Below are 17583 nucleotides of genomic sequence, written 5' to 3' on the forward strand. Positions count from 1 at the left end.
CCCCATTCCGGCGTTACCGCGCAGCCCCGGAATGAAATGCCCCTTGCCCTCGAGCTCGATCGAGACGGTCACCTCGGTGCCGATCAGCTTGTTCAAATCGATGTTCGCCGCCATGCTCGGCGAGAACGAGAGCGAATCGGGGGTCTTCAGCTCAAGCGTGTACTCGAACAACTCGCCAAGCGTTTCCCGGCCGCTCAGTTTGACCGGTGTGAGGATCGGTTGATCGCCGTACATCGGCAGGGCGGCGCCGGATATTGACAGCGTCCGCGGTGCATCAAACAAAGCCATTTCCGCTTCTCCCGTGATTTCGGCTCGCCTCAAGAGCGCACGCTTGCATGCGATCGCAATGCCAAGCCGCTGAGTGATAGAGGTGTCAAACGTGACGAATCATTCGATCGGACGCGCGCATATCAGCGCACGCCCCACAGCTCCATCCTGAGCGACGGAAACTCCCCGGCCACATGCAGCGCAATGCCGCCATGGCGTGCGATTTCCTCCCAAAGCGGCCCACCCCGCGTCAGCTCGTAATAGACGTAGCCCGCGTTGAACGGAATCTGCCGCGGCGGAACGGGCAACGCCTGCAGGCCGATACCGGGCAGATGACTGCCGACCAGGCTGGGCAGCTTGTCGGAAGGGCCGACCTTGGCCTGCGCGAGAAACTGCTGTTGCAGCACGTCGGGCGGCATCGCGGCATGCACGGCCAGCACGAGCGCAGTAAATCCGCGCATATCGGCGGGATCGACCACGGCGTTATGCATGCCGTGGCTCAAATCCTTCAGTGCGATGCTCTGCGCGCTGCGCACCAACACCGCATTGAGCAATCGGTGGGTGTCGTCGACGATGGGCTTTAAACATGCATACGGCGCCGTATGCCGGTACGCCGGCTGCGACGCGAGCGGCCGCCGCGTATCGGTGCGCAGATGCGTCGACAACTCACCCGCTATGCCGATGAGCAACGCGTACACGTCAGCCGGGGAGGCCGCCGGCACATGCAGCAAGTGCTGCAACAGCGGCTCGTAGCGGTTCAAAATCTGCAGCAACAGGTAATCGCTCACCGTCGCGGCGCTCGCCGTCGTCTCCTCCGTCCCGGCGAGCCGCTGCGCCAGCGCATTGGCCCGCAAGCGCGCGAGGTCATGGATTTTGGTGACCCAGCTAGTGAGCAGCGGGCTCGCCCCGTAGCCCGACACAGGGGGCACGAGCGTGTCGTCGAGTTCGATGCTGCCGTCGGAACGGATCGTCTTCACACAGGCAAACGCCAATCCGATCCACGCGTTGCCCAGTTCCTTCTCCGGCAAAAGGCGCAAACGCAAATCCGATAACTGCACCTGCTCCGGCCCAAGTCCAGTCGAATTCGTGTCGCGCAGTTCGGTATCGAATACGGCATAGCGCGCCAACGAATCGGCCGTGTCGTCGAAAGTCGTCTCTTCACAGTTCGGCAGACGCACGGGCACCGCGAGATAGATCACTTGATCGAGATGCTCGGGCCGGATCGTCAATGGCGGCGGCAATGTTGTAATGCCTGGCGCGTCGAATGGGGTGCCGTCCGCGAACACGCCCCCGGCCGATTTGACGATCACCTTGCCCAACGCCAGCGCTTCGATATCGATCGCGTAGTGCGTGAAGCCGAAAAAGAACGGCGAAAGCGGCGCCGCCCGCATATGCGCGTACTTTTCGAAATAGCGTTCTTGTTGTTGAAACAGCTGCGGTCTAAAAAACAACCCTTCCTGCCAGGCGACTTTGGCGTACCAGCTCATATGTATCGTCCGTCTCGTTGCTTCACGTTTGTCATCGCTTTACTTCGGTGATCTTGATGGCGTTGGCCTCGAGATCGATGGCGAGCTTGAGCTTCGGCTTGGAGAAGCGGTACCAAGCGGTTTCTCGCGTCGCGGGTATCGAATACACGGCTCGCCAAACCGAATTCGGCAGATCGCGATAAGCGGCCAGCACGCCGATCGCCGTCGTCGCCGGATCAAAGGGCCCGACGATCGTTCGATGCTCGCCGGGCCGCAAGACGAACTCGTCGCGGTTGACGAGTTCGTCGGGCAATACGGTCTTGTCGCGTTTCTGCAGCGTGAAGTAATCGGCCTCGTTGAATGCGGTCGTGTTTTTCAACGCATAGATGCGCACGGCGATGGGCCCGGCTCTCCCTTGATCGTCCGGGTTGACGCCAGGAAGGGCGCTGACTTTCAGCTCGAGCCGAACCGGCTCTTTCACTTCCGGCTTGGGTGCGCTGCTGACGCAGCCGGCAAGCGCCACGACGCTAACGAGTGCGGCTACGGGCGCTGTGATGGTCGAGAACGAACGCATGCAGAATTTCCTAGCGAGTCGATGTATCAGCAAATCCATCGACCGGTAAATCAACGAATCAATAAGCCCACGAGCCCATGAACCGATGAGCCCTCGGATGATCGGCCCCGGCAAAGCATGCTTCCTTCGCCGGGGCCGATCATTCGATGACGCTTACGCTTCCTTGTTGCCCTTGATATCGAAGCCGGCCGTCACCGCGCCGCCGCTGCCGCCCTGCGCGTTTTGCACGACGTATTCGTGCTTCACCTTTGAGAACGACAGCGATACGGCCTCGCGGCTCTTTTCGGCATCGCTCCGGCTGCCGGAAGGCTTCACGCGCGTGACGATCACGTCGTTCATCGTGATCTTCAAATATTCGAGCGGGTTCCCGCCTGCCTTGCGCATCACGAGCACGGCCTCGTTGATATGCTTGCCCGTCAGCGCGTACTTCATCAAATTCGGGCTCGCGCGGTCGATGTTGTGTTCGAACGTCAGATCCTTGACGGTAGCCTTGCCGGCGCCGCCGCCGCTGCCCGAATGCATCGACGACTCCTGCTGGATTTCCCACTCCCAGGTGAGAATCTCGATTTCGTCTTTGTGTGCGTCATCGAGCGACTCGCCGTTGATGCCGTCGATTTTCAGAAAAATGTCCTGCGCCATATCAACACTCCTTGAAGTTGATGACAAAAGGCCGCAGCCCGCCAGCGTCGTGTCGACGCCGCCAGGCTCCGGTCAAACGAATGAATAAATCGGTAGGTGCGTAAGCTGCGCAGCGATCCCGCCCGCGCCGTTACGCCGCTTCCTTGATCGAAGGAAGCTTGGTGACGAGGCGCAGCGAAACCGTAAGGCCTTCGAGCTGAAAGTGCGGGCGCAAGAAAAACTTCGCCTGGTAATAGCCCGGGTTGCCTTCTACGTCCTCGACGAGCACTTCGGCCGCCGCGAGCGGCCGGCGCGCTTTGGTCTCCTGCGATGAGTTGGCCGGATCGGCATCGACGTAATGCATGATCCATTCGTTGAGCCAGCGCTGCATGTCCTCGCGCTCTTTGAAGGCGCCGATCTTGTCGCGCACGATGCACTTGAGGTAATGCGCAAAGCGCGAACAGGCGAAGAGATAAGGAAGACGAGCCGATAGGTTCGCGTTGCCGGTCGCGTCCGGGTCGTAATACTCCGCCGGCTTTTGCAGCGACTGCGCACCGATAAACGTGGCGTGATCGGTATTCTTGCGATGCACGAGCGGGATGAAGCCGTTCTTCGAAAGCTCCGCCTCGCGGCGATCCGAGATCGCGATCTCGGTCGGACACTTCATATCGATGCCGCCGTCATCGGTGGGGAACGTATGGCACGGCAGGTTCTCGACCGTGCCGCCCGATTCGACGCCGCGTATCAGCGAGCACCAGCCGTATAGCTTGAACGAGCGGTTGATGTTCACGCCCATGGCGTAGGCGGCGTTCGCCCACCCGTAACGGCTGTGATCGGACCCGTTGGTGGCTTCCTCGAAATCGAATTCGTCGACGGGGTTGGTTTTCGCGCCGTACGGGAGGCGCGCCAGAAAGCGCGGCATCGCGAGTCCGATGTAGCGCGCGTCCTCTGTATTGCGCAACGAATTCCATGCGGTGTATTCAAGGTTCTGCGTGAAGATTTTCGTGAGATCGCGCGGATTGGCGAGTTCCTGCCACGATTCCATTTGCAGCACGGAAGGCGCGGCGCCCGCGATGAACGGCGTATGCGCAGCCGCCGCCACTTTCGCGATCGAGCCAAGCAGATCGACATCGGGCGGCGTGTGGTCGAAGTAGTAATCGGCGACGAGGCACCCGTACGGTTCGCCGCCAAGCTGCCCGTATTCTTGTTCGTAAATTTGCTTGAAGAGCGGGCTCTGATCCCACGCGATGCCCTTGTGGCGGCGCATCGTGCGGTGCAGCTCCGCCTTCGACACGTCCATGAAGCGGATCTTCAAGTGCTCGTCGGTTTCGGTGTTCGACACCAAATGACTCAATCCTCGCCACGCCGATTCAAGCTCTTGTAGATCCTCGTGATGCAAGATGAGATTGATCTGCTCGGACAGCTTTTTGTCGATCTGCGCGATGATCGCCGCAATGCTCTTGTAGGCGTCGTCGCTCATCGTGACCGACTGCGCGAGCGCTTGCTCGGCCAGCGTTTGAACCGCGCATTCCACGGCTTCGCGGGCATGATCCGTCTTAGGCCGGAATTCCTTTTCGAGCAGTTGTGCGAAATCGGAATGCGTCGGGGTTGCGGTTTGGGCCTGAGCGGCCTGGGCTTCTTGTTTCGCCACGGTGGTTATCCTCGGTCGGTTCGTCGGTTAGGACGGTCGGCTTGATCGGTTCGATGCTCGGTCAGCTCGCGCTTTCGTCGGCAGCGGCCTCGCTGCTGCTGCCGCTGTCGCGGCGCTCGGGCTTGGGCGCGGCGGCCAGCGATTTCAGCAGCGTCGGGTCCCGCAACAATTGCGTGACCAGCGCTTCGGCGCCCGATTTGCCGTCCATATACGTCTGCAAATTCGCCAGTTGCATGCGTGCTTCGAGCAGTTGCCGTAGCGGCTCGACCTGGCGAGCGATCGCCGCGGGCGAGAAGTCCTCCATGCTCTCGAAGGTCACGTCGACCATCATTTGGCCGTCGCCCGTCAGCGTGTTGGGTACGGCGAACGCCGCGCGCGGGCGGATCGCCTTCATGCGCTCGTCGAAATTGTCGATGTCGATGTCGAGAAAGCTTCGGTCCGATACCTCGGGCAACGGCTCGATCGGATGCTTGCCCGATAGGTCGGCCAACACGCCCATCACGAACGGGAGCTCGACCTTTTTTTCCGAGCCATAGACTTCGACGTCGTATTCGATCTGGACACGCGGCGCACGATTGCGCGCAAGAAACTTCTGTGAACTGTCGGATGCAGACATTGAGGACTCCTAAACGGTGACGAAGTAGGGAACGTTCCGGTGAGCCGGATGCTTATGAATCGCGGAACGCTGAATCGAAGGTAAGCGCCTGGGCGGGCGCGTGGGACGGGTCGGCCACGCCGATCGCAATGTGCGAGAGCGGTCGTTTCGCGGCGAAGGCATCGAGCCACACGCCACTGAGCCGCGGCAACACGTGCTGCTCGATAAAGCCGATGAGCACCCGTGCGCCTGTTTCCTGCACCAAGCATCGGCCGACGATGTAGTCGACCAGCGTCTGGCTATAGCTGAGCTCGATGCCGTGAGTGCCGGCCATGCGGTGGACGACGCGGCGCAGATGTAGACGCACGATGCTGGCGAGCGCGCTATCGGCGAGCGGACGGTAGGGCACGACGGTGACGCGCCCGAGGAACGCCGCCGGGAAGGCTTTCAACAACTCTGGCGCGAGCGCTTCACGCAGGCTGTCGATGTCCGGCGCTTTGGAAGGATCGGCGCATAGGCTCGCGCAACGTTCGGCGCCTACGTTGCTCGTCAGCAGAATCGTCGTGTTGCGGAAATCGATGTGGCGCCCATCGCCATCGTCCATGTAGCCCTTGTCGAATACTTGGAAGAACATCTCATGCACATCGCGGTGGGCTTTCTCGATCTCGTCGAGAAGCACGACGGAATACGGCCGACGGCGAACCGCCTCGGTGAGGATCCCGCCCTCTCCATAACCGACATAGCCCGGCGGCGCGCCCTTCAGGCCCGATACGGTATGAGCCTCCTGGTACTCGCTCATATTGACCGTGATCAGGTTCTGCTCGCCGCCGTAGAGCGCTTCGGCCAGCGCCAGCGCCGTTTCGGTTTTGCCGACGCCGGAGGGGCCGGCGAGCAGGAAGACGCCCAGCGGCTTGCGCGGATCGGCCAGGCCCGCACGAGCCGTCTGCACGCGCTCGGCGATGCGGCGCAGCGCACCGGATTGGCCGATCACCCGTGCTTCCAGCATGTCGGGTAAGACGCGTACAGCGGCAAGCTCGTCGGTCACCATGCGGCCGACGGGGATGCCGGTCCAGTCGGCGACGATTTCGGCGACGATCGCCTCGTCGACTTCCGGGAATACCAGCGGTGCATCGCCTTGCAAGCGGGCGAGCGCTTGTTCGAGTTCGCGCAGCTTGGACATCGATGCCGCTCGGTCGATCGGATCGCCGAGCGAGTCGAGCGGGCTAAGGGCAGCTGCGGTACCTGGGGCATCGATTGCATCGGTCGCATCCTCAACCGCTTGGCGCGCATTGATCAGCGCTTGCGCGGCAGCCGCCTCGTCCCGCCAGCGCGCGTCGATCGCCGCTTCTTCCGCCGCTAATCCGTCGATGCGCGCGCGAACGCCGGCCAATGCTTGGTCCGCATCGAGCCCCATCCGCGCCTCCTGCACGAGCAGGTCCTCTTCGACGCGCGCAGCCGCCAGCCGCCGCCGCACCTCCTCCAATTCGCGCGGCGCGGCATGCTGCGACAACGCGACCCGCGCGCACGCCGTGTCGAGCAGGCTGATCGCCTTGTCCGGTAATTGACGCGACGGGATGTAGCGGTGAGAAAGCGTGACGGCGGCGCGGATCGCTTCGTCGCGCACGACTACCCGGTGGTGCCGAGCAAACGTAGCGGCCAGCCCGCGCACCATGTCGACTGCGGCGGGCTCCGCCGGCTCAGCCACTTGCAACACCTGGAAGCGGCGGGTCAGCGCGGGATCTTTCTCGATGTGACGCTTGAACTCCGCCCAGGTCGTCGCCCCGATCATGCGGATCGTTCCGCGCGCCAGCGCGGGTTTGAGCAGATTGGCCGCATCGCCCGTGCCGGCCTGGCCGCCCGCGCCCACCAACGTATGAATCTCGTCGACAAAGAGGATCACGGGCACGGGCGATTTGGCCGCGGCTTCGAGTACGCCTTTTAGACGCGCTTCGAACTCGCCCTTCATGCTCGCTCCGGCCAACAACGCCCCGACGTCGAGCGAAAGCAGGCGCACATCGGCGAGCGCCGGCGGCACGCTACCTGCCGCGATGGCCCGCGCGAGAGCTTCGACTACGGCGGTTTTGCCCACCCCGGCTTCGCCCGTCACCAGCGGATTGTTCTGCCGGCGGCGCAGGAGCACGTCGATCATCGTTCGGATCTCGATCTCTCGCCCGATCACGGCGTCGATCTCGCCCGCTCGCGCGCGCGCCGTCAGATCCGTACAGTACTGCTCGAGCGATGCGCTTTGGGTCGCAGACGGCATCGCGCTCGATGCCTCGCCCGGCGCGGCGGGCGCGAACTCGCCACGGTCATAGGGCGCGCCGGCCGCTTCAGGCGAACCATCGATCCACGCGGGCAGCACATCGGCTAGCCCCTCGGTGGGGATCTTGCCGAAAGCCGCGGAGATCGCGAGCAGCACGCGCCGCAGCTCGGGGGTGGAGACGAGCGCCGCCACGAGCCACGCGCCGCGCACGCGGCTATCGCCATAGCCGAGCGTGGCCTGTACCCACGCGCGCTCGATCGCCGATTCGATGTGCCATGAGAAATCGCTGATCGAACTGGCGCCGGCCGGCAACGCAGCCAGCGCTCGAGCAAAGTCGCGATCGAGCACATCGCGATCGATGCCCGCATGCCGCACGATGCGATGCAGATCTCCATCGGGCTGCTGCAGGACTTGGTGCAGCCAATGGACTAGCTCGACATAAGGGTTGCCACGCAGCTTGCAAAACGCGGTGGCTGATTCGATGCCTCGGTAGAGCTCTCCCCCGAGCTTACCGAACAGTGCCTGGCGTGGAATCGTCATGCGTGATCCCGATGGCTTACGCCGTCGTCGCCACGCGTTCTAATGATCGCACTGCTCTCGCACATTGCACGGTCAACAGCCGCCTGGCATAGCCATACAGCCACGCGCTCTAGCATGGTCTTCTTCTCATTATTCGAATTCATTTATTTCTTGAAATTTCGTCAACTCTCAGTGGGCTGAATTATCAACACGAACACGAACTCGCATCAACAACCGTCGGCGAGAAAGAGACAGAGATCTCGTCGCGGCAGGCTAACAACAACCCACCCAGAGACGCGCAACACTCCCTCCCACACCCCGTCAGCTTTGACTGGCAGGCTTTACCCCGGCATCTCGAATAGGAAACTTCTCAAATTTCGTCACCTCGGAGAAACACCGAAACATCCTCCCTCGACACCGCCTTTTACTGAATCCAACCTCCAAAACAGGCACATCTCAAAATAGCGGCATATCGATTAACGACTATTAATTAAGAGATAAGCATTTCATCGCCATCCGTGGTTAAATGGCGGCCTTTTTGCAAGACAGATCCTTTCCATGGACTCACTGCGCCTCCCGTGGCGCCGCCGGCCGAGCGCCCCCAACGTCGAGCCTACGTTGATCGCCGAACACAAGCCGCCAGCGGAGCGGGACCCCGAATTCAATACTTCGTTCGAAGAGCATGTGTGTGAGCCGCAAGACGCCGATCCGATCCTCAGCCTGATCGGCGGGGCGGATGGGGGAACGCGAGCACAGCAAGCGTGGCACGACCCGGGCGAAACACCCGCGGCTTCGAACGCCACGAGCGCCGCCCCATGCGCGGCCGATCTCATCGCCACCTTGCATGAGCAATACTGGCGGGCGTTGAGCGATCCGCAGGCCTCGGTCACGCAATCATGGGTCGATCAATCAGACGAGGCGCCCGCGCATGCCATACCGCATGCCCTACCTTGCGATACGGACGAAGAAGCGGCACACGGAGCATCCGCGGGTACAAAGCAAGGCAACGCCGGCTCGATCGAAACCTTGCTCGCGGGCGAAAGCACGATCGACGGCTGCTTTGGCCGGCTGGAAGGCCGCTCTGCGGCCGATCCACTTGGCCTCGCCGAAGATTCGGAGCCGGAAGTTTTGCGGCTGTTTGCTCCACCCGAGTATTGCGCCGCCACGCAGCCTCATTCGTCAGCACGCGCGTCGGTCCTGCCGCCCCCGCTAACGCGACGCGAACACCATGTGCTGTCGATCGATAGTCCGCTCGTCGCGCCGTCATGCACGGAGCGCTCGGCCGTGAGCCCCGACAACCTCGGTTCTGTCGAGCCAGCGCTTCGCGCGAGCGGGCGACTCGCGCGCGAAGCTGAGCTAGCCGAAGCGGCCGTACCGTCCAACGCGAAGGCGATCGATGAGCAAGCGTGAACCGCGTCGCACGGCTGGCCATATGCAGCGCTCGGCGCCGCATCGCGCGAGCTCGCATTTGCTGCCCACACTCATGGATCGTCTGCGCGACGACGCGCCCCAGCGCCAATTCGAAACGCCCGAACACTACGCGGTCACCCGCAAGCAGCTGCGCGACATCATCCAGCGCGATCTCGCGTTCTTGCTCAACACCACCAGCATCGAGGACCTCATCGACCGCGATCGCTACCCGCAGGCCGCCGCCTCGACGGTCAATTTCGGCGTGCCGCCGCTCGCCGGCGCCTTCCTCGCCTCACGAAGGTGGAACGATATCGAGCAGATGATCCGACGGGCGATCACTGAATTCGAGCCGAGATTGATCCCCGGATCATTGGTGGTTTCGCCATGTCAGGCGATCGACGCCGGCGAGCATCACAACATCTTGTCGTTCGAAGTGCGAGGCATGGTGCAGATGGACCCGTATCCGCTCGAATTCATGGTGCAGAGTTCGCTCGATCTCGACACGAGCGAAGTCAACATCACGGGCATGCGCGCCGGCTGAGCGCTGTGCGGCACGCACCACATCACGAGGCCTCCCAATGGATCCGAGACTGCTCGAGTACTACAACCAGGAACTCATCTATATGCGTGAACTCGCCGCCGAGTTCGCGCAGGCTCATCCCAAGATCGCACGGCGGCTAGGTATGCAAACGGGTGAGACGGCCGATCCCTATGTGGAACGGCTCATCGAATCGTTCTGTTTTATGTCGGCTCGCACGCATATCAAGCTCGACGCCGAGTTTCCCCGCTTTACCGGGCGCCTGCTGGAAGTGATCTATCCGAACTACGTCGCGCCCACGCCGTCGATGGCGGTCGCCCGTCTCTATCCTGGGGGCTCGGAGGGTAATCTTGCCGAAGGCTATCGCGTCGCGCGCGGCTCGATGTTCGCGGCGCGCATCCCCGACGGCGAAAAAACCGCATGTCAGTTCACGAGCGGCCAGGACGTCACGCTCTGGCCGCTCGAAATCATCGACGCTCGCTTGACGGGCGTGCCACCCGACATTCCGGCGTTGGATCGCTATGTGTCGCCGGACAAGCAAGTGCGGGGCGCGCTGCGGCTGCGGCTCGCCGCAACGGGCAATGCCCGCATCGGCGATCTTAAGGCCCTCGATCGGCTGCCCGTCTATCTGGCCGGCGACGAGCAAGTCGCCTCGCATCTGTTCGAACTGCTGCACGCAGCTAGCGTGGCCTGCGTGATCGCCGCGCCGGGCGAATTCGGTCGGCCCGGGCGACCACCCGCCGTCGTGAGCCGCGATGCGGTAGGCCATGAGGGGCTGCGCTCGGATCAGGGCTTGCTCCCGCTCACCTGGACGAAATTCCATGGACACAACCTGCTGCACGAATACTTCTCCTGCCCGGCGCGTTTTCTGTTCTTCGCGCTCAACGGTTTGGGCGAAGGCTTCTCGCGGGTCGACGGCCGCGAGGTGGAAATCGTCGTGCTGCTCGATAGGATGCCGGGGCAACTGGCGAACCTTGTCGATGCGTCGCGCTTCGCGCTCTTTTGCACGCCCGTCGTCAACCTCTTCAAGCTCCATACCGACCGCGTCGAAATCTCCCCGCGCGACGTCGAATTTCATCTAGTACCGTCCAGGCTCGCGCCGCTCGATTACGAAGTGTTTTCCGTCGAGACCGTGTATGGACAAATCGGCGAGGCCTCGGCCGAACAGGAATTTCGTCCGCTCTTTCAAACGTTGAACGACGACGAGGGCAACCACGGTCGCTATTTCTCGGTGAGGCGCGAGCGGCGGCTGATGTCGGATTCTGCACGGCGCTACGGCACGCGCACACCGTACGTCGGCACGGAAGCGTTTCTTTCGCTCGTCGATCAGAACGAGGCGCCCTACAGCGAAGCGATGCGCTTCCTATCGGTCGATGCGCTCGTCACCAACCGCGATTTGGCTGCGCTCGTCCCGCGCGACGGCGTGTGCGATCTGACAACCGCGCAGTCCGCCCCGGTTCGGAACATCGGCCTCATTCGCCCGCCAAGCCCGCCCAAGGCGCCCTATGCGGAGCGCGAGATGGCGTGGCGGCTGATACGCCAGCTCAACTTCAACTACCTGCCGTTGGAGGAACTCGATCACCGCGACGGCGGGCGCGGGCTGCGCGATTTGTTGCGCCTGTACTTGACCGGCGAAGGGACTGAACAAGAACGGCAGGTCGAAAGCCTCGTCGGCGCAAAAACGCGGCCCGCGACACGCAAGCTGCCGGGCACAGGGCCCATGACATTCGGGCGCGGCGTCGAGTGCATGCTGACCGTGGACGAAACGGGCTTCTCGGGCGCGAGCCCGTATCTGTTCGGTCTCATCCTCGAGCATTGGCTGGCGCGTCATGTCTCGATCAACAGTTTTGCGCAGACGGAGCTGCACTCGATGCAGCGTGGCCGCTTGGCGCGCTGGCCACTGCGCAGCGGCACGCGCGGAGCGTTCTGATGGATGGAGCCGACGCAAGCGAGCGCATGCGAGAGCGCTCGATCTCGAACGAACTGCTCGCGCGCCTCGAGGCCGAGCCGTGGCGCTTCGGCTTCTTGCCGCTGCTGCGGCGCATCGGCGCGAGCGCGGCCATCGATCCGATCGGCACAGCGCGCCGGCCGCGCGCCGAACCGTTTCGACTCGGGCAGCAGCCGAGCCTCGCCTTTGCGCCCCGGGAAGTGGCCCGTGTGCGGCAAAGCGCCGGGCGGCTCGACGTGCGGCTCTTCGGGTTGGGCATGCTCGGGCCCAACGGGCCGTTGCCGATCCACGTGACGGAGATGGCGCGCGATCGCGAGGAAAGCCGGCGCGATACGACGACGGTCGACTTCTTCGATATCTTTCACCACCGCTTCTTTACGTTGTTCTATCGGGCGTGGGCGTCGGGGCAGGCTGCCGCGGGGCTCGATCGCCGCGACGACGAGCGGTTTTCCTTTTACATCGCGAGCCTCATCGGGCTGGACGCAGGCGAGATCGCGCAACGTTCGCTGCCTGCGCATGCGCGCTTGGCCGCCGCGGCTCACCTCGTGCGCGAGTCCCGCAACCCGGATGGACTGCGAGCCACGCTCGAGCACTACTTTGGCGTCCCGGTCGCCATCGAAGAAAGCGTGTTTCATTGGATCGAGATCGATCGGGCCGATCTGGGTCGAATGGGGCACCCGGGTCCTGCTTCGACGATGGGTGAAGGCGCGATCCTCGGCCGCGTCGCGCCGGATCGGCATCACAAGTTTCGTATCGTCATCGGTCCACTCGATCTCGACGCCTACTTGCGCTTCACGCCGCAAGGCGAAGATTTGCCCCGTCTAGTCGAATGGGTGCGTGCGTTCGCCGGCTATGAATTGGATTGGGAGCTGGAGCTGCGCATCAAGCCTCGAAGTACGCCGCCGGCGGTGATGGGCGGTGCGCAACGGATAGGCTGGTCGGGATGGCTCGGCGAAGCGCGCGGGGATCGCCCCGTTACCGGTATGCGGTTCAAGCCGGAGCATTACGTTCGGCGCCCCGCGCGCTCCTTTTCAACCTCTCAGGCGAATCGATGAGCAAGAAGCCCAGCGCTCAGCGCGCAAAAATCAATGCTGCGCCCGTCAAGCACGCACCGCATCACGATTGGCTCGCGCCCGTGAGCGGCACGGCCCCCTGTGGGCCCGATCTCGAATACGACCATGACTTCGTGGTGCTGTTCGCGAGCGCCGCGCCGAAGCAAGACGTGCAGTACGGCGCGTTCGTCGGCTCGCCGGAACCCGCCAACTGGAGCGATATCGAACGCGACTGCCAGCGGCTCATGGTGCGCACGAAGGATGTTCGCGTGGCCGTGCTATACACCCGGTGCCGTACGCGGCTAGCCGGCGCCGCGGGCCTTGCGCAAGGAATCGAGCTGATTGCCGCATGGCTCGGCGCGTTTGCCGACGACATTCATCCGCAACTGGGCGCCGACAACGAGCGCGACGCCGTGCTGGAAATGCGCATGAATGCGCTGCAGGCACTGGCCGATCCCGAGGGGCTTCTCGCCGATGTCCGAGACATCGTGCTCACGAAATCGACGATGACTCGTCTGCAGGTGCGCGATGTCGAGCGCGCGTTCTCGCATCCGCGCCCGGCCGATGCGCTCGCACCGGAATCCGTCGCTCAGCAGCTGCAGGAGTTGTCCGCTAGGCAAGCGGCCGTGATGGCTAGCTTCCGCGAGGCGGGCGCAGACCTCGAAAGGATCGACGCATGGTGCGCCGAACATCTCGATGCTTATCGGCCGAACTTTGCACCGTTGGCGGGGCTGCTGCGGCTGCTGCGTCAAGATGCGCCGAACGGCGCGGCGGCACGCGACGCAGTGCCGATAGCGGCCAGGGACGACGACGGCGCCGAACCGGCGCCGCCTGTCACAGATGAGCTTTCTCAACCATCGCTTGGCTCGATGAGAGATCAAGCACCGGGGCACGAGAGCCCGGGGCACGAAAGCCCGGGGCATGAGAGCCCGCGATTGCGGGGGTTGCCGCCCGAGCCGCCGCGCCCAAGTGCGGCGCCAGTCGACCGAGAAACGGCGCTGGCCTCGATTCGCTCGGCGCGGCGATGGTTCGAGACGAACGAGCCGAGCAGCCCGATTCCGGTACTGCTCAAACGCGCCGAGCAGTTCGTGGGCAAGCGCTATGCGCAAGTCGTGCGGGCCATTCCGGCCGAGCTCCTCGCGCAGTGGGAGGAGACGGACAGCGCATAAATTGGGCGGGGCCGCCGTGCGGCTGGCCCAACGCTATTGGAACGGATAGCAGCGCCTACGCGCCGTCCTTCCCGGCCTCGCCCCGTTCAGCTAGGCCATATCGCTTGATCTTCTCGTACAGCGTCGCCTTGCCGATCTGCAGCTCATCGGCGGCGGCCGACACCGAACCGCCATGTTGTTCGAGCGCCTCGGCGATCGCCGCACGCTCGAACTGTTCGACGCGCTCCTTCAACGAGCGAGTCGGCGCGGTTTCTCCTACCAGTCCGTCCGATGCCCGTTCGATCCCGAGCACGAGCCGATCCGCCACATTGCGCAATTCCCGGACGTTGCCGGGCCAATCGCGCGCCATGAAGTCTGCGCGCTGGCGCGGCGTCAGGATGGGCGCGGGGCGCTCGTAGCGCACGGCGGCGTCGAGTACGAAGTGTTCCAGCAACGGCACGATATCCTCGCGTCGTTCGATAAGCGCCGGCAACTCGATCGTCACGACATTGAGCCGATACAGCAAATCCCGCCGGAAGACGCCCGACGCCACCAGCGCTTGCATGTCGCCCTTCGCGGCTGCGACGACGCGCACATCCACTTGTACGGGATGGTTCGATCCCAACCGTTCCAGCGCGCCCTCTTGCAGGACGCGCAGTAATTTCACCTGCAACGCGGGCGGCATGCTTTCGATCTCGTCGAGAAATACCGTCCCGCCCGATGCATATTCGAGCTTACCGATGCGGCGTTTGGCGGCGCCGGTGAACGCACCCGGTTCGTAGCCGAACATCTCCGATTCGAACATCGACTCGGGCAACGCCCCGCAGTTGACGGCGACGAACGGTCTGGCCCCGCGCGGCGAGAGCTCGTGCAAGCTGCGCGCGACGAGTTCTTTGCCCGTTCCCGTATCGCCGATGATGAGCACCGATGCGTCGGTCGGCGCGACGTTCGCGATCAGGCGACGCACTTCGCCAATCGCGCCGCTGCGGCCGATGATGCGCGGGACGAGCGCGTCGCGCGCGGCGAGCTCTTTGCGCAGCGCGACGTTTTCCAGCATCAAGCGCCGGCGCTCGAGCGCACGCCGCACGGTATCGACGAGCCGCTCCGCGGCGAAGGGCTTTTCGACGAAGTCGTAGGCGCCGTCGCGCATCGCCTGGACGGCCATGGAGATGTCGCCATGCCCCGTGACCAGGATCACGGGCACGTCCGGCACATGCTCGCGGCATTGCGCGAGCAGCTCGAGGCCGCTCGCGCCGGGCAGCCGGATGTCGCTGACGATCACGCCGGTAAACGCGTCGTCGTCGAGCAGGCCAGCCACCCCGCCGATCGCCGTTTCGACCGATCCGTATCCGGCGACGGTAAAGCCCGCGAGCTGTAGGCTCTGTACGCTCGCGCGGCGCACGAGCTCGTCGTCTTCGATGAAGATCACCTGCGGGTTGTCCGTCGTCGTCGCGTTCATGGTGAGTGAGCCGTGTGAATGAGAGCTAGAAGCGGCGTGCCTTCGAGTGCGAGCTATCGCGGCCCGGCGGAGGTTTCGTCGGCCTGCGTGCCGGGCGACGCCGCAGACGTTGCAGACGTTGCAGACGTTGTCACCGTCGTCGTCGTCGCCGAGCCCGATGTCTGCGCGCGCCGTAGCGTCAGCACGAAAGCCGCCCCGCCGCCCGTGTCGTTTCGCGCGGCAAGCGATCCGCCGCAGTCGCGGGCGATCGACGACACGATGGCCAAACCGAGCCCGAGACCCTTGCCCGTTTGCTTCGTCGTGAAGAACGGCTCGAACACGCGCGGCAGCACATCGGCGGGAATGCCCGGGCCGTTGTCGCGCACCGTAATGCTCAGCGCCTCCTCGGCCACGTCCAAATCGACGATCAGCCTGGGCGCCGCCACAGGTTCCAGCGCATCGAGCGCGTTGGCGATCAAATTGATGAGCGCCTGTTCGAGGCGCAAGTCGTCGCAGTAAGCGGCGAGCGATGGGTGGTCCGTCGCCACGTCCATCGGTCGATAGCCGTTCGCCGCACCGAACGTCTGCGCCGCTTGCGGATCGGGCAAGCTCTGCCGCTCGCACAGACGAACTTCGAGCGTGACACGCTGCAGCCGCTTCTGCAGCAGATGCAGTGCGTTGCGCAACGCGCGCACGACGAAAGAGAGCGCGGAATGCGGCTGCGCCCGCCCGACGAACAGTTTGAGCTGATTCGTGATCTTGCCCATGCGATCGGTCAGCTCGCCGATCGCTTCCAGATTCTCTCGCGCGTCGGTCAAGGCGCCGCGCTCGATCAGCACGCGTGTGTTATCCGAGAACGTGCGCAACGCCGCCAGCGGTTGATTCAGTTCATGCGTGATGCCGGCGGCCATCTGGCCGAGCGCCGCGAGCTTGCTCGTTTGCAACAGCTCCTCGTGCGCCGCGCGCAATTCGTTTTCCGCGCGCGTGCGCTCGGCCACTTCCGTCTGCAACTGAGCGTTCGCCGCCGACAGATCGGCGGTGCGCTCCTCGACACGTTGGTTCAACTCGGCGTAAGCCTTTTGCAGCAGTGCACGGCCTTTCATGATGTCGCGCAGGCGGGCGCGCCGCATGCGCCAGTAGAAACCGAGCAAGCACAGGGAAACGAAAGCCGAACCGACCGCCGCCGTGGCATTGCGCGCGTCGTCGAGCACCGACTCCACCGGCGCCAGCGTCATCAGTTGCCACTGCGGCATACCGAGCGCGCGCTGCGTCAGCAAATAGTACGGGGAAAAGCGCCGTGCGCCGACGCGCACGATTTGCGCGTCGGGCGCATCGAGCGTGCGCACGGGTCGTATCGCGAGCGACGTGATCGGTTCGTCGGCGTATTGGCGCGCTTCTTCGATCGCCGCCGCCGCCGAACTCGGCAGATCGCGCACCGCGCGGTACTTCCATTCTCGCACCGACGACAGAAAAATCACGCCATGCTTGTCGGCGACGAATAGCGGCTCGTTGGCGTCGGTGCCCGGAAACCACTCGAGATTGAGCTTGACGACGGCGGCGCCGACGATGCGGCCGTTGCGATACACCGGCTGCGAAATGTAGTACCCCGGCACATGCGAGACCGTGCCGATACCGAAGAATCGTCCGACGCGCGCGCGCATCGCGTCGATGAAGTACGGGCGAAATCGATACTGCGAGCCGACGAAGCTGTCGGGGCGATTCCAATTGCTGGCGGATAGGCAAAGACCGTCGGCGCGGATGATATAGGCGACGTCGGCGTGCGCGTGCGTGTTCGCGTCTTCGAGATAGCGGTTGGCACGCGCAATGGCGTCAGGCGCGCCCGTATCGAGCGCTTCGCCGACCACCGGATGGCTTGCAACGAGGTAGGAAAGCGATTCGTAGCGCTCGAGCGTATCGCCGAGCGACCTGACCGTGCGGTCGGCCCGCACGGCGGCTTGCTGCTGCAACGCGTCGATCCCGCGCCGCCAGGCAATGCGCCAAGTGGCGGCGCACACCAGCACGAGCGTCGCGGCGAGTGCGAGAACGACGATGAGACGACGCGTCACGGTGGCGGATTCCGGGCAGAAACGTGAGGC

13 protein-coding genes and 1 pseudogene are annotated in these 17583 nt (G+C 63.8%); 5 read left to right on the forward strand and 9 right to left on the reverse strand.

Translation table 11 applies throughout. The features are described from left to right. The 7 genes and pseudogenes from ACTHNR_RS21520 to tssH all read right to left on the reverse strand — a co-directional run. Positions 1 to 288: pseudogene (locus tag ACTHNR_RS21520) on the reverse strand (type VI secretion system Vgr family protein); the annotation flags it as partial. A gap of 122 nt (positions 289 to 410) precedes the next feature. Further along, a complete protein-coding gene (tssK, locus tag ACTHNR_RS21525) occupies positions 411 to 1754 on the reverse strand; it encodes a type VI secretion system baseplate subunit TssK (protein ID WP_440549834.1) in 1344 nt (447 codons plus the stop codon). Between the two features lie 31 nt (positions 1755 to 1785). Further along, positions 1786 to 2307, reverse strand: a complete 522-nt coding sequence (tssJ, locus tag ACTHNR_RS21530) for a type VI secretion system lipoprotein TssJ (protein ID WP_440549836.1) — start codon at positions 2305 to 2307, stop codon at positions 1786 to 1788. Positions 2308 to 2460: 153 nt separating this feature from the next. Continuing rightward, positions 2461 to 2946 (reverse strand): Hcp family type VI secretion system effector, encoded by a 486-nt coding sequence (locus tag ACTHNR_RS21535; protein ID WP_440549840.1) that lies wholly within the window; start codon positions 2944 to 2946, stop codon positions 2461 to 2463. Positions 2947 to 3076: 130 nt separating this feature from the next. Continuing rightward, positions 3077 to 4576 (reverse strand): type VI secretion system contractile sheath large subunit, encoded by a 1500-nt coding sequence (gene tssC / locus ACTHNR_RS21540; protein ID WP_440549843.1) that lies wholly within the window; start codon positions 4574 to 4576, stop codon positions 3077 to 3079. Between the two features lie 61 nt (positions 4577 to 4637). Further along, complete coding sequence (gene tssB / locus ACTHNR_RS21545; protein ID WP_440549846.1) at positions 4638 to 5192, reverse strand: type VI secretion system contractile sheath small subunit; 555 nt, start codon at positions 5190 to 5192, stop codon at positions 4638 to 4640. Between the two features lie 52 nt (positions 5193 to 5244). Then, positions 5245 to 7974, reverse strand: coding sequence for a type VI secretion system ATPase TssH (gene tssH / locus ACTHNR_RS21550; RefSeq protein WP_440549848.1), 2730 nt, complete (start codon positions 7972 to 7974; stop codon positions 5245 to 5247). 537 nt (positions 7975 to 8511) lie between these two features. On the opposite strand from tssH, the gene ACTHNR_RS21555 reads away from it, so the two are divergent. The 5 genes from ACTHNR_RS21555 to ACTHNR_RS21575 are packed head-to-tail and all read left to right on the forward strand — an operon-like array spanning position 8512 to position 14070. Next, a complete protein-coding gene (locus ACTHNR_RS21555; protein WP_440549851.1) occupies positions 8512 to 9363 on the forward strand; it encodes a TagK domain-containing protein in 852 nt (283 codons plus the stop codon). After that, entirely contained in the window at positions 9350 to 9904 is a 555-nt protein-coding gene (tssE, locus tag ACTHNR_RS21560; RefSeq protein ID WP_440549854.1) for a type VI secretion system baseplate subunit TssE, read from the forward strand. Before ACTHNR_RS21555 ends, tssE begins: the two co-directional genes overlap by 14 nt. A 37-nt stretch (positions 9905 to 9941) precedes the next feature. Continuing rightward, positions 9942 to 11831, forward strand: coding sequence for a type VI secretion system baseplate subunit TssF (tssF, locus tag ACTHNR_RS21565; RefSeq protein ID WP_440549856.1), 1890 nt, complete (start codon positions 9942 to 9944; stop codon positions 11829 to 11831). Further along, a complete protein-coding gene (gene tssG / locus ACTHNR_RS21570) occupies positions 11831 to 12904 on the forward strand; it encodes a type VI secretion system baseplate subunit TssG (RefSeq protein WP_440549858.1) in 1074 nt (357 codons plus the stop codon). Before tssF ends, tssG begins: the two co-directional genes overlap by 1 nt. After that, the gene (locus ACTHNR_RS21575; RefSeq protein ID WP_440549861.1) at positions 12901 to 14070 is read left to right on the forward strand and encodes an ImpA family type VI secretion system protein; all 1170 of its coding nucleotides are present in this window, start codon (positions 12901 to 12903) and stop codon (positions 14068 to 14070) included. The genes tssG and ACTHNR_RS21575 overlap by 4 nt, the downstream gene beginning before the upstream one ends. A 55-nt stretch (positions 14071 to 14125) precedes the next feature. On the opposite strand, the gene ACTHNR_RS21580 is transcribed toward ACTHNR_RS21575, so the two are convergent. Further along, positions 14126 to 15508 carry a sigma-54-dependent transcriptional regulator gene (locus ACTHNR_RS21580; protein ID WP_440549864.1) on the reverse strand — a complete coding sequence of 461 codons (1383 nt, stop codon included), beginning with the start codon at positions 15506 to 15508 and terminating at the stop codon, positions 14126 to 14128. A gap of 53 nt (positions 15509 to 15561) precedes the next feature. After that, on the reverse strand, positions 15562 to 17553 hold the full coding sequence (locus tag ACTHNR_RS21585; protein ID WP_440549867.1) for a sensor histidine kinase: 1992 nt from the start codon (positions 17551 to 17553) through the stop codon (positions 15562 to 15564). Between the last annotated feature and the right edge of the window lie 30 nt (positions 17554 to 17583).

The sequence above is a fragment of the Trinickia sp. genome (assembly GCF_051954495.1).
GTDB lineage: Bacteria > Pseudomonadota > Gammaproteobacteria > Burkholderiales > Burkholderiaceae > Trinickia.